The 13,397-nt window shown below is 38.3% G+C and carries 9 protein-coding genes; 3 read left to right on the top strand and 6 right to left on the bottom strand.

Annotated elements, in window-relative coordinates:
• Positions 1-109 precede the first annotated feature (109 nt).
• The 3 genes from ACFSR8_RS03275 to ACFSR8_RS03285 all read right to left on the bottom strand — a co-directional run bounded on the left by ACFSR8_RS03275 (position 110) and on the right by ACFSR8_RS03285 (position 3,608).
• Positions 110-2,161 carry a protein-disulfide reductase DsbD family protein gene (locus ACFSR8_RS03275; RefSeq protein ID WP_380288984.1) on the bottom strand — a complete coding sequence of 684 codons (2,052 nt, stop codon included), beginning with the start codon at positions 2,159-2,161 and terminating at the stop codon, positions 110-112.
• A 136-nt stretch (positions 2,162-2,297) separates the two neighbouring features.
• Positions 2,298-2,912, bottom strand: coding sequence for a deoxynucleoside kinase (locus tag ACFSR8_RS03280; RefSeq protein ID WP_186560456.1), 615 nt, complete (start codon positions 2,910-2,912; stop codon positions 2,298-2,300).
• A 3-nt stretch (positions 2,913-2,915) separates the two neighbouring features.
• On the bottom strand, positions 2,916-3,608 hold the full coding sequence (locus tag ACFSR8_RS03285) for a hypothetical protein (protein ID WP_380288986.1): 693 nt from the start codon (positions 3,606-3,608) through the stop codon (positions 2,916-2,918).
• A 244-nt stretch (positions 3,609-3,852) separates the two neighbouring features.
• Between ACFSR8_RS03285 and ACFSR8_RS03290 the strand changes: the two genes are divergently transcribed.
• From ACFSR8_RS03290 to ACFSR8_RS03300, 3 genes are all read left to right on the top strand, one after another.
• Positions 3,853-4,713 (top strand): GLPGLI family protein, encoded by an 861-nt coding sequence (locus ACFSR8_RS03290; RefSeq protein ID WP_380288988.1) that lies wholly within the window; start codon positions 3,853-3,855, stop codon positions 4,711-4,713.
• A gap of 305 nt (positions 4,714-5,018) precedes the next feature.
• Entirely contained in the window at positions 5,019-5,879 is an 861-nt protein-coding gene (locus ACFSR8_RS03295) for a GLPGLI family protein (protein ID WP_380288990.1), read from the top strand.
• 24 nt (positions 5,880-5,903) lie between these two features.
• Entirely contained in the window at positions 5,904-8,609 is a 2,706-nt protein-coding gene (locus ACFSR8_RS03300; RefSeq protein WP_380288992.1) for a carboxypeptidase regulatory-like domain-containing protein, read from the top strand.
• Positions 8,610-8,713: 104 nt separating this feature from the next.
• Here the strand turns inward: ACFSR8_RS03300 and ACFSR8_RS03305 are convergent, their stop codons facing one another.
• From ACFSR8_RS03305 to metK, 3 genes are all read right to left on the bottom strand, one after another.
• Positions 8,714-9,688 (bottom strand): toxin-antitoxin system YwqK family antitoxin, encoded by a 975-nt coding sequence (locus tag ACFSR8_RS03305; protein WP_380288994.1) that lies wholly within the window; start codon positions 9,686-9,688, stop codon positions 8,714-8,716.
• Between the two features lie 170 nt (positions 9,689-9,858).
• Complete coding sequence (locus ACFSR8_RS03310) at positions 9,859-11,652, bottom strand: carboxypeptidase-like regulatory domain-containing protein (RefSeq protein WP_380288996.1); 1,794 nt, start codon at positions 11,650-11,652, stop codon at positions 9,859-9,861.
• A gap of 169 nt (positions 11,653-11,821) precedes the next feature.
• The gene (gene metK / locus ACFSR8_RS03315) at positions 11,822-13,075 is read right to left on the bottom strand and encodes a methionine adenosyltransferase (protein WP_380288998.1); all 1,254 of its coding nucleotides are present in this window, start codon (positions 13,073-13,075) and stop codon (positions 11,822-11,824) included.
• Positions 13,076-13,397 lie beyond the last annotated feature (322 nt).

Here is a 13,397-nt window from a genome sequence, read left to right on the forward strand (position 1 = left end):
ACTAAACTAAACAACTATTTTTTGATTTTTGAAGCCACGTTTTGCGTGGCTTTTTTATTTCTGGAAGTGCAAGTCAAGTGTATTTCGAATTAACATTTAGCGATTAAGCTTAGTTCGATGTAAAGAATTTTGGAGTTGTCTCGCTCAATTTATGATGTACTTCTAAACCACATTCCAAAAATGAGGCGTATTCCTGTTCATTAGGCGTATAGGCCACTGGAACATTCAAAATGGTTTTAGCGTCCGGGCTAAGCAATACATAGTAGGGTTGGGAGTTCTTTTGAAAGAACTGAGTTTGATAATGTGCCCATTTGTGCCCATAGTTTTTAAGTTGCCGGGTCCCGCCGTCCAGACGCTCCACAAAAATTTGCTCGCTTTCCGGAAGTTCTTTTTTGTCATCCACATACAGAGAAATTAATACAAAATCATTCCGCAGAAAACCGTCAATTGTTTTGTCGGGCCAAACATGCTCTTCCATTTTTCTGCAATTCACGCAGGCCAAACCTGTAAAGTCAATCATAACAGGTTTGTTCTCCTTTTTGGCATAAGCCAGGCCTTCCTTTAAATCCTTAAAGCAGTCTAAATTGTTGGGGCAGTCGTTTGGATACAAGAAACTATAGCCAACCGGGGGTGCCAATCCGCTTAATAAGGTCAACGGAGTAAACGTATTGGTGTATTTGTTTACCCTAAAACCAGAAGCCAGATAAATGACAAAAGAAGCCACCATCACGCCTGTAGCTATTCGAAAAAAAGATAATTTTTTAACCGGTGAATCGTGTGGGAATTTGATTTTTCCAAAGAGATATAAGGCCAATCCTCCAAATACAATAATCCAAATGATTAGGAAAGGTTCAATTTTAAGCAGGTTCCAATGCGCCACCAAATCGGCATTGGAAAGGAATTTGAAAGCCAAAGCCAGTTCTAAAAAACCCAAAACAACTTTTGTTGAATTTAACCACCCTCCGGATTTTGGCAAGGCATTAAGCATGTTAGGAAACATAGCAAATAACGCAAAAGGCAAACCTAGGGATACCCCAAAACCGGCCATTCCAGAGGTCAATTGCCATGCCCCTCCATCAGAGGTCAACGAGCCTGCCAGCAATGAGCCTAATATTGGCCCAGTACATGAAAAGGACACAATGGCCAAAGTCAATGCCATAAAAAACACACCTACCAAACCGCCTGTGCTTTCACCTTGTGTGGTTCTCGTGGTCCAACTTGATGGCAGTGTCAATTCGTAATAACCGAAGAACGAAAAGGCAAAGAACACAAAAATCAAAAAGAAAATAATATTGAGCCACACGTTGGTGGACACCTCATTTAAAATATCGGGATTGACGGAATCCAGTAAATGAAACGGTATACTTAAAAGCACATACACCAAAAAAATAAAAAAGCCGTAAAGCAAAGCTTTTGAAATACCAGCACCCTGATTAGAAGTGCCTTTTTTTGTGAAAAAACTAACGGTCAAAGGAATCATGGGGAATACACAGGGAGTCAGTAATGCCAGAAGCCCTCCCAAAAACCCCAATCCAAAAATCCGCCATAGTGAATTGGAACTGGAATCTACTTCCAATGCTGTTGCGCTAGTCTCATTTTCACATTTGAAATCCGCTTTTTGAACATCAGTAGGCGACATCCCGTACAGTAGTTCATTGGCTTTGTCATTATCTATTTTGGGGACAATGCCGGAGGTATTATTTGTTTGTGCGTTGCCACTTAAATTGAAAATTAGTTCAACATCTGTAGGGGGCGTGCACTTTTCATCATCACAGGCCATAAACAAAACGGAACCTTCAATGATTTCAACATCTTTTAGGAGTTTAACCTTTTGCTTAAAAATGGCCGTTTTTTCGAAGTATTTGATGGTCATTTCAAACACCGAGTCAAAGACGGTAACGCCTTCCTCCTCTATTGTTTTTCCAATTAAATCGAAATCTTCACCAGATTTTATATAGGTGAACTCCGTTGGAACAGGACCAAATTCTGGAATGTCCTGAGCGTACAAATGCGACTTTTCCTCAATCGTTGCAATCGAAATTAAGTTGTATTCCGAATCCGAAATTTTCTCGAACTCAGTGCTCCATTTTACGGGGTTGTACAACTGGGAAAACCCCAAACTGGAACATAAAAGTAAAAATACAAATAGGAATTGTTTCATCTTGAGCTTAAATCTGTATGGGTAGATTAGGCGATTTATCTAGTATATCATTACAAAATAACAGTAATAAATCTACTTAGACGAAAGATGGCGGAATATTTAATAGTTTTTTAACTGCAAAATCGAGAAGGTCGTCTTAAAACAACCCGTTAATCTCAGCATCAATGGTATTGATAACGTGCCCTAAATCTTCTGGATTGTCCACAAAATTGAGTTTGTCCACATCCATAATTAGTAATTTTCCTTTGTCATAACCATGAATCCACGCCTCGTAGCGTTCGTTCAATCTGCTGAGGTAGTCTATACTGATAGAATTTTCATAATCGCGCCCACGGTTATGGATTTGGGCTACCAGATTTGGTATGGAACTTCTCAAATAAATCAATACATCAGGCCCTTGCACCAGGGATTCCATCAAATCAAATAGCGTCCTGTAGTTTTCATAATCCCTGTTGGTCATTAATCCCATGGCATGCAGGTTGGGCGCAAAAATATGGGCGTCTTCGTAAATGGTTCTATCTTGGATAATATTCTTCCCGCTTTCACGAATTTGCAGTACCTGACGGAATCGGCTGTTCAAAAAGTACACCTGAAGATTGAAACTCCAACGTTCCATCTGGTTATAAAAATCATCCAGATACGGATTGTCCACTACGTCTTCCAATTGGGCTTCCCATCTGTAATGTTTTGCTAGGAGTTTTGTTAGGGTAGTTTTTCCAGCGCCAATGTTTCCGGCAACAGCAATATGCATAATTTAATTCATTTTTATTTGGAATTCTTGGAGAGATTCAAAGTTGTAAATATACAAGGTTTCATTGGTTACAAAAAACTGAGGTATCAAAATATTATCAGTTTCTAAGGGAATCGATTCCTTGGCATCTTTGGCCAAATAGGAAAGTGTATTTTCCTTTTTTAGATAGACAACTTCGTTATTCTCTGCAATTTCGGTGTAGCCGTCATTTTTGATTTTTTTTACCAAACTCCCAAAATAGTTATAGACCCAAAGCGCCTCCTCAGTCAATAAATAGGCATAATTATAATTGCTCTTCAAATCTAAAATCGGGCTGTCAATAGGTTTCAAAGTTTGGGCTTTGGTGATTCCGGTTTTATAATCGAAAACTTCTAATAATTGAGTGTCTTGATTGAAAATCCAAATCGTATTGTCGTAACCTGTGGAAACGTGGGAGATATTTCTGTAGCTTCTTAGGGTATTAAAATCCACCTTGAAAATTTCGGCTAAGCGATTATCCAAAATGATGACGGTATTGAAGTCCTGATAAAATAAATTGATTTTCAATGGGTTGAAGCTGTTAGCAGTGGTCAACTTCCCCAATTGTAAATTATTGTAACTAATCGTGGTGTCCCTATTTTTTTTGTAGATAGTGTTAATTTTGGTGTAAAAAATGGTACCAAAATTATCAATACCGACGATACGGTCCGCTTTCATTGCTGATGTTTTCGTCTGCAAGAGTTCAACAGGGTTTTGCGAAAAAACACTGCAATAAAAGAGTATAAAAACAAGAAAAATGGTCTGCTTCATTTCAGATTGAAAAGTACAAAAATTGAACCATTATTGAACGTATCTTGTTGTGATAAACGTTTCATAATGCTTTCAATTGTTAAGAATTTAGATTTAAGCAAAAAATTAATGTTCAACAATTTAGTATATTTGTTAAACAAAATTTTAAAATATGAAAACCACCGTCATAAAAACCACTATCCTCGCCCTTCTGTTTTGTCTATCTTCCCTAAATTTTGCCCAAGAATTTCAGGGCAGGGCAGAATATGTGTATAAGGCACAAATGAATTTGGGTCGATGGGGGGCAAAAATGAGCGAGGCTCAAAAAAAGCAGGTGGCCACTCGGTTGAAAAACCGGCTGGAGAAGACTTATATTTTGGATTTCAATAAAGAAGCTTCTGTGTACAACGAATATGAAAAGTTGGATGCCTTCTCTGGGGCGACAGACTCATGGGGCAAAAATTTTATGCCAGGGGAACAGTATAAAAATGTAAAGACTAACACCTTCGTGCAAGATCAGGAGTTTTATGGAAAACGTTTTTTGATACAGGATAAGCTACTCGAAATCAACTGGAAAATGGGTGCTGAAACCAAACAAATTGGTAACTACAATTGTTTTAGGGCAACGGCATCGATACCTTCTGCGGAATTAGCATTTTGGGAATTTTCATGGGGCAGGTTGCGTCAGGAAACACAGGGGAATACAGAGGAGACCGCTGAAGCAAGTTCGGACGAAAAGGAAGAACCGGAAGAAATTCCCATGACCGAGGTGGAGGCGTGGTACACTCCGCAAATCCCAATTAGCCAAGGGCCGTCTGAGTTTTGGGGGCTTCCTGGATTAATTTTGGAACTCAATATCGGCACCACTACCATTCTGTGCTCTAAAATCGTAATTAATCCCCAAGAGAAAATAAAAATTGAGGCACCAAAAAAGGGACAGGAAGCTACCAAAAAGGAATATAAAGACATCATTTTCCAAAAGATGAAGGAATTCAGGGATAACAGAGGGGGAAGACGTTACAATAGGTCCTAGTCGTTTTTTAATCCCATTTTTATCTTCTTTAAAATCAGATGAATATGTCAGTTCGAGTGATTTTGAGGTACGAAAAATTGTATCGAGAACTATTTGTAAAAGTAAAATCCTTATGCTCGATACAAATTTCACTCATTTCAATTGTGAAATTCACTCGAAATGACAGAGATTTTCAAAATGGACAACGATTTTTTTAACATTTATTTAATAGTTTTGGTTTAAACCAAGGGCTTTCATTGATGTCAAATGAATGTTCAAAACGGTTGTTTGGGCAAATACTAACCACATCCAATTAAAACTTCATTATGACTTTCATTTCCCTTAAACGTATCCCCCCACTACTCCTTTTTTTATTTGTTTCAGTATTGATTAGTGCCCAAGATTTTCAAGGTAAGGCTATTTATATGTCCAAAACTTCTGTGGACATGAGCAATTTTGGTCGACCTGAAATGAGCGAGGAACAGAGAAAACGGATGGAAGAACGCTTAAAGACCATGTTCGAAAAAACATTTGTACTCACTTTTAACCGAACAGAATCTATTTATAAAGAAGAAGAAAAGTTGGAAGCTCCTAACCAAGGTGGATTTAGATTTGGGGCTATGATGTCTGGTGCTTTGGAAGGTATTCAGTACAAAAACATACAAAAGAAAGCGTCGCTTACAGAAATGGAACTGTTCGGCAAACTCTTTTTGGTAAAAGAAGAACTGCCCCAATTGAATTGGAAAATTACAGGCGAAACAAAAAAAATAGGCAGTTATATGTGCTTTAAGGCGACAGCTATAAAAACATGGGAAGATTTTGATTTTAGTTCAATTAGAAGGCCTCCAAGAAACGAAGATGAAGCTGAAGGTGAAGAACCTGAAACGGAGGAAGCCCCAAAGGAAACTGAAATTACCGCTTGGTACACGATGCAAATCCCTGTGAACCAAGGCCCCGGAAATTATTGGGGATTACCAGGGCTTATACTGGAAGTAAGTTCGGATAAAACGACAATTTTATGTTCAAAAATAGTGCTGAACCCCGAGGATAAAGCCAATATCAAAGAACCTACAAAAGGTAAGGAGGTCACCAAGGACGAATATGTGGAAATTGCCACTCAAAAGTTTCAGGAAATGCGCGAAAACTTTAGGCGAGGCGGTGGCCGAAGAGGAGGACAACGAGGCTAATCCAATAATACAAACCAAAAGCAAATGCAAAAACAACTGACCATAATTTTGGCCTTTTTAGTGTCACTAGGATATTCTCAAATTAAACTACAGGGTGTTGTAAAAGACAGTATCGGTACCCCTTTGGAACTTGCTAATGTGGTAGCGATCAATCAAGAAACTAGTGCTTTGGAGTCTTACGGTATCACCAATGATAAGGGTAAATTTATCCTTAGCCTAAGCAAAAATTCCACCTATAAATTGCAAGTCAGCTACATTGGTATGAAAACCCATGAGGAGATTTTGGACACCACTACCGAAGATATTGATAAGGACATAAGCATGGTTTTGGATAACCAATTGGATGCCGTGGAACTCACCTATGAAATGCCCGTAACCATTAGTGGGGATACCCTAATTTATAATGCCGATTCCTTTAAAAATGGCACCGAGCGTAAGCTGGAGGATATCCTGGAAAAACTCCCCGGGGTGGAGGTGAATGATGAAGGCCAAATTGAAGTGGAAGGACAACGCGTTTCTAAGGTGATGGTAGAAGGGAAGGATTTTTTTGATGGCGATTCCAAGCTGGCCACTAAAAATATCCCGTCCAATGCAGTGGACAAGGTACAAGTGTTAAAGAATTATGCCGAAGTGGGACAATTAAGTGGCGTAACCAACAATCAGGATAATTACGCCATTAACATTAAACTAAAAGAGGGTAAAAAAAGTTTTTGGTTTGGGAATGTGACGGCTGGTGGCGGTGCTTCAACGGACAATGAATTTTATGTGTTTCAACCAAAACTGTTTTATTACAGCCCAAAATACAGTATCAACTTAATTGGCGACTTGAACAATACAGGAGAACCCGCATTGACGCGAAGTGATTTACGGGGATTTGGAGGGGGCTTTCGTCCTCCAAGTAGGGATAGCGGTACCAATTTAAGTCTGGGAAATAACAGTTTGGGCTTTTTAGCAACACAAAACAATCGTGCACAGGACATTGAAAACAAATTGGCCTCGGGTAATTTTAGTTATTCGCCTACAAAGGCTTTGGATATAAGTGGTTTTGGTATTTTTAATAGTAGTCGCATTGATATTCGACAAAAACGGTCGGTGCAGTATACCAATCCAAATTTTGGAATCCCCGACGAAGAAACCGATCAAATGACTACCCAACGTTCAGATATTGGTCTGTTGAAATTAAGTACTTCTTATAAACCGAATGTGAATAATCAATTGGATTATGATGTGCTGGGGCGTGTTACGAAGGAATCGCAAGAGCAAAACTTATTTTCTTCTGTTATTGGTAATACAAACGAATTTGAAGACAATACACCCTACAGTATCAATCAGAATTTGAATTACTACTACACGCTGAACAACAACAATATTTTTGCTTTGGAAGTTCAGCATTTGTTACAGGACGAAGATCCGTTTTACAATGCTATTTTAGAGGATAAGGACAACTATGAAAGTATTGCCGACAATTTAGGGCTCGACCCCGATCAAATCGGATATAATGTAAACCAAAATAGACGCGTAAAGTCCAATCAAATGGATGCGAAATTGGACTATTGGAATATCCTAAATGACCGAAGTAATATCAATTTTACGTTGGGGGCTATGGTAAGCCAACAGGATTTCAATTCCAATTTGTTTCAATTATTGGATGACGGCACCAATTTTGACCCTGTACCAATAGATAATGACGGATTGGATACCAACGATACCCAATACAATTTTAGCGATTATTATTTGGGTTTGAAATATACCTTAAAATCTGGTATATTTACTTTTATTCCCGGGGTTTCGGCGCATGCCTACCGTTACGGCAATGAGCAATTCGGGGTAGAAACCCAGGATAATTTCGGGCTGGTATTGCCGAGTTTTGAAACCCGAATTCAATTTAAAAAGAGTGAAAGTTTGACTTTGCGCTATAACATGCGCAACCAATTTACGGACGTGACCCGTTTGGCTAGTGGTATTGTGTTGAACAGCTTTAATAGTATTAATATTGGGAACCCGGAATTGCAAAATGCGGTAACCAATAATGTCAGCTTGTTCTATCGCAGTTTTAATCTATTTAATTACACCAATGTGTTTGCCTCCGTAACCTATAGCAATGCGGTAGACCAAATTCGGTCTATTGCAGACTTTGAAAGTGTAGTGCGTACCAACAACTTTTTTAATTCGGGGTTTGCCGACGAAAGTGTTACTTCCTTTGGAAGGGTTCAGCGCACATTTGGTAAGTTTCGATTGAGCTTAAACGCAAGGGTAAGTTATAGCAAGTTTAATCAGTTTGTACAGGGGGAACGCTCTATAAACGAAAGTTTTTCCCAAAGCTACACCCCCGAGATTCGCAGTAATTTTAAGGAAGCTCCTAATTTTAGAATTCGATACAGATACGCTGTAAATAATAATGAACAGGGAGGCAGGACTACAAAGTTTACAACTAACGCTCCTTCCATTGATTTTGATGCCTATATCTGGAAGAAATTTACCTTTTTAACCGACTATACCTATAACCGACAAAGTAACCCGAATGGCTCCCCACAGGAATTTGAAATTTGGAACGCCTCGCTATCTTATAGAAAGAATAGGGATGCCAAATGGGAATATACCATTAAAGCCACTAACTTGCTAAATACCACACGGCAAGTGCAAAACGGTAATAATAATGTATCGGTTTTTGCTTCGGAATATTTTATACAGCCTCGGTTTGTGACCTTTCGATTGCGGTATGAGATTTAGGAGGTTTGCTTATAGCCCTGTATAAAACATGTTGCGTTGTTTTAAAACTAAAAGTAAGTAATCTAAAAGCTAGCAATAAGATTTATACTTCGTTCCAAACAGTTTTATTTAACATTATTCAATACAAAAGGAACGTGAATTTCAAAACTATCATTTGTTGTTGAAGTCCAAGGTCCTAAAACCATCAATGTTTCCAAAATACGTTCCTTAATTTTATTAATAGTTAATTCAGAATGTTTAATTGTTTTTAACTTATTTGGAGAATTAGTTTGAGCTATATATGGGAATGATAAATTGCTAGAATTATAATTAATATTTTCAGCATATTTTATGTCTTCAATTATTAGAATTCCATTTATCACTTTTGCCGTAATTTTAAAATCGTAGTCTGTGATAGTATTCATTAAAACAAATGGAACATTTAGTAAATCTATAAATTCTTTATTTGAAACTATGTTACCATCAAAAGGTATGTTTCCAGATAAATGTTTTCTTGTAGGGTAGTACATGATTATATATTCTCCGCTTTCATCCTCTCGAGGCAAGTAACTTTTTTTTATCTTAGTTTGGCTAGAAACTAATGATTCGCCATTATCAAAATCGTAAGAAGCAATTATTTTTTTTCCTTTACTATCATAAGTATTCCAAATTCCTGTTGGTTTTCCATTTTGATAGGTTCCTTTTTTAATAATTTTTCCTTTTTTGCTGAAATATAGCCACTCTCCCTTAGGCAGGTTATTTTCAAATTCAGCTTTTAATTTAGGATTCCCATCAAAATCAAATAATTCATATTTGCCATTTAGTTTTCCATCAATAAATTCTATACTACTAATTAATTTTCCGTTTTCGTTTTTAACAGTCCAGATTCCATCTTTATTTCCGTTATTATAATTTCCTCTTTCAACCAGACCATTTGTACAACTTAATTTGTATTCTACGTCGCGAATAGTATTATCATTATTTGAATAGTTTATTACTTCGGTACAGTTACAATGCTCATAATTTGTTGTTTTTTGGGCATAGGAAAATTGAAGGCAATTAATGCTTAAGGAAAATAGGATAAGTAAGACTTTATTCATTTTGATTTTTTGGGATTAATTGTTTGTATCGGTTAAGATATAGTTCCGTTTGAATGAAATATATCGTCCGACAAGCGAAGTTAGCGGAAAAATTCTACAAAGTCAAGTTGAAAATAACTAAAAAAGACCACTAAAAAGTGGCCTTTTTCAAAACTATATTAATTCAAAAATTAATCTCTCAACACATGAATCACACCCGTAATGGTATGCGGATTGCCTTGGCGGTCTTCGTAGCTACCGCTAAAGTTGATATCGATATATTCACCAACATTGCCTAAGGCGGTTACGTTGTACATAATGTTATTGTTGTTTTCCGAGATAGAGATACATTCACCAATAAAGATACCAGTGTCGTTCATGTCTTGAAAATCCAGGGTGTCATATGTGCCTGTGTGTGGCGCATCGTTAAGCGTTCCAAATAAATAGAAACAACCTTTGCTAGTACCACTTTCCGTTTGTCCAGAAATGTTTAAGCTATTGTCACTATTGCCTCCTGTAGCCATAAAGCTGGCTTGGATGTTGGTGGTGACCAGTAGCTCGTCAGTATCATCAACGGTATATTGTATAAACTCCGATACGGCATCGCAGGCCAATAGGTTGCCTAAATTTGTGGCGTCGGTATCGAAGGTATAATTAATGGCGCCAGTGGTTTGTAAATTATTCGTGTCCACAGCTTCAATTGAAAAACTATCGGACGTTGCACAACGTAATAAATTGATTTCAAAAGCACCGTCGGTTACCGAATCATAGAAGGTTTGGTCTCCGTATGTTAAAACCACATAACCGTTTGTGATCGGGTTTTCGTTACAATCGGCAAACGTTCCAAATACAGTTTCGTTGATAATATTGGAGTCTTCCTGGACTACTACAGTGATGTTGTCATCGGCATTGTAAGGGCCAATCATTGAAGTATAAATCACGTTTGAACCACAAACAGCAAAATCATAAACATTAATCTCCAAGGTTTCACCGCTAGGTACCAATCCGCAAACTTCTCCAAGTTCGTTGGTGTAACCGCTACGGGTTCCAAAAGTAGTACTGGTAATGGTAACTCTGGTATTGGCAAAGGCCGTTTCATCACCATTCATAACTGTAACACAAAGGTTGATAGCTTCTGCAGGAATATCGCAATTCCAGAAGGAAAAATGCTTAACGGAACCAATATAATTACTACCCACCAAAGTGGCTTCACCTTCTTCAATCCAGTAGCCTTTATCTTCGTCAAAATACCAAAGGGGAATAGTGCTTGGAGCCATAGATAGCAAACTAGCATCTACAGGAATTTTAATTTCTGCTGAACTATTTTCGCCTAAATTCAAATCTTCGCCGCCAGCTCCTCGCAGTTCCACTGCTAGCATGCCTAAGGTTTGCAACATACGTTCTTCATTTGAGGCGTTTGCGGCATAAAGCATCCCGGGCATCTGCATTACTACGTTTTCATCAGTTGGGTCAAGGTGATGAATTATAACATCTAAATCACCAGTATACGGCGTGCCATCTTCCTTGATATAATCTCCTTTTAAGCTAACAGAAGCGCCATTAGGGATGGAGATGGTTTTTTCTGTGCCACTAGACGTTGAACCCGCAACGGTTTCTGCTAAAAGCATAATGCTCACTTTATTGACGCCATTGGTCGGAACTAAGGCTCGCGAACCATGGATGTAGCCTGCTTTTTCAGCCTTTACATATGCAAAGCGTTGGTTTACTTGAGCATCTTCGAAACTAAATACGCCGTTTTCATCGGTTTGTACTTGATCCGTACCGATGGTAATGGTTACATTTTCTAGGGGGTTGCCGTTGCTGTCTACAACATTTCCTAAAAAGGATCGTGTAATTTCATTGCCAAAATATTCACTGAAGTTTGACGGGGTGTCGTTTTGTTGGTCGTCACCAGAAACGTTGTCTTTATCGCAGGACAATAGTGCCCCAAAAAGACAAAGGGTAAACAATAGTTTAAGTTTCATAATCATGATTATTTGTAGGTTAAACAATTTGGGTAATGACAGCTTTAGCAGTCATCTGCTAATATAACAGTTTGCATCGATAAATTCCTACCCTCTAGGCCGATAAAAATAAAAAATCCTTTGAACGACTGGGCTCAAAGGATTTTTTTCAAAGTATTTTAACTGTGGATTATAGATTAAATGCGGCTTTAACTTTGTCCACATAATCTAGCTTTTCCCATGTAAATAGCTCCACGTCTAATGTTACATTTGCTCCATTAGCTTGACTAAACGTTTTGGTTACCGTTCTGTTGGTACGTCCCATATGTCCGTAAGCAGCCGTTTCACTGTACATTGGGGAACGCAGTTTTAAGCGGGTTTCAATAGCGTATGGACGCATATCGAAAATTTCGGATACTTTTTCGGCGATTTCCCCGTCCGATACATCTATTTTTGAAGTGCCATAGGTGTCGATAAAGATTCCCATGGGTTCCACCACGCCAATAGCGTAGCTTACCTGAACTAGTACTTCATCAGCAACCCCGGCCGCCACCAAGTTTTTTGCGATATGTCGTGTAGCGTAAGCCGCACTTCTGTCCACCTTACTTGGGTCTTTTCCCGAGAATGCACCACCGCCGTGAGCGCCTTTGCCACCATAAGTGTCCACAATAATCTTTCTACCTGTTAAGCCTGTATCTCCATGAGGGCCACCGATTACGAACTTGCCTGTTGGGTTGATGTGGTATTTAATATCGTCGTTAAATAGTTTTTGAAGATGCTCTGGCAATTTGGCCACAACACGTGGGATTAAAATTTCAACGATGTCTTTTCTGATTTTTGCTAGCATGACGTCATCATCCCCAAAATCATCGTGTTGGGTGGATACCACAATGGCATCGATACGTTGCGGTACATTGTCATCGCTATATTCAATGGTGACCTGGCTTTTGGAATCAGGTCGTAAATAGGTAATATCTTTATTTTCGCGTCGGAGTGCCGCCAATTCTATCAAAATACGATGTGACAGATCCAATGCCAAAGGCATGTAATTTTCCGTCTCATTTGTGGCATAACCGAACATCATTCCTTGGTCGCCAGCACCTTGCTCTTCTTTTGTAGCACGGTCTACACCTTGATTGATGTCTGGAGATTGTGGATGAATGGCGGAAAATACTCCACATGAATTGCCGTCGAACATATACTCGCCTTTGGTGTATCCAATTTTGTTGATGGTGTTTCTGGCTATTTTTTGAACATCCAAATAGGTTTTGGATTTTACTTCACCGGCAAGTACCACTTGACCAGTGGTTACTAGGGTTTCGCAAGCAACTTTAGAGTCTTCATCAAAGGCCAAAAAGTTATCGATTAAGGCGTCGCTAATTTGATCGGCTACTTTGTCCGGGTGGCCTTCCGACACACTTTCCGAAGTAAATAAATATGGCATATTACAATAATTAAAGAAGCAAGATTTGACGGAAAACGTCTCAGGAGTTTACACTGCCTTTAGCATTTTTACTACATCTTTTATGATAAGATGTAAGAGGTTGCAATCAGTCAAATCTTTCCTCTGTGATTTGTGAGGTGCAAAAGTAAAAAAAATAAGGAAAAAGAATGGGGATTTTAGTTTTTTTCATATTGAAATTAGGTCAATTCATTTTATTTCCAAATATTTGTTATTCTCAAATGAAAAAACAAGTTTTAAATATCATTTCTGTTATTGTCATTGTGATTATTTCACATTGATAGGAAGTGCTATTTAATACGAG

Source organism: Hyunsoonleella rubra, assembly GCF_042684665.1.
Taxonomy (GTDB): domain Bacteria; phylum Bacteroidota; class Bacteroidia; order Flavobacteriales; family Flavobacteriaceae; genus Jejuia; species Jejuia rubra.